The organism is Belnapia sp. AC561 (genome assembly GCF_979252845.1).
Map to the genome: position 1 here is coordinate 1 of NZ_CEEDBP010000521.1, position 233 is coordinate 233.

Annotated in this window: 1 protein-coding gene; it reads left to right on the forward strand. The window is 44.6% G+C overall.

The window, feature by feature from the left end; all coding sequences use genetic code 11:
- Nucleotides 1-233 (forward strand): MBG domain-containing protein (locus tag AC0IW9_RS32100; RefSeq protein WP_471652320.1); only part of this gene is annotated, 233 nt, incomplete at both ends.

A 233-nucleotide genomic window follows, 5' to 3' on the forward strand; every position in this document is an offset into this window, starting at 1 on the left:
TTTACATACAGCGCTAGCCCTGCGCTTATAGGCGCCGATGTATTTACAGGTACATTGAGCAGAAACCCGGGCGAAACCGCTGGAAATTATGCCATCACTCAAGGGTCATTAGCACTTTCAAGCAATTACGCAATAAATTACAAGCCAGCTAATTTGCTAATTTACGCGAAACCTGCAGCAACTTTAAGCAGCAATGTTTCTGTGGCTTTAAATGCAACGGCGCCGGTAATTAC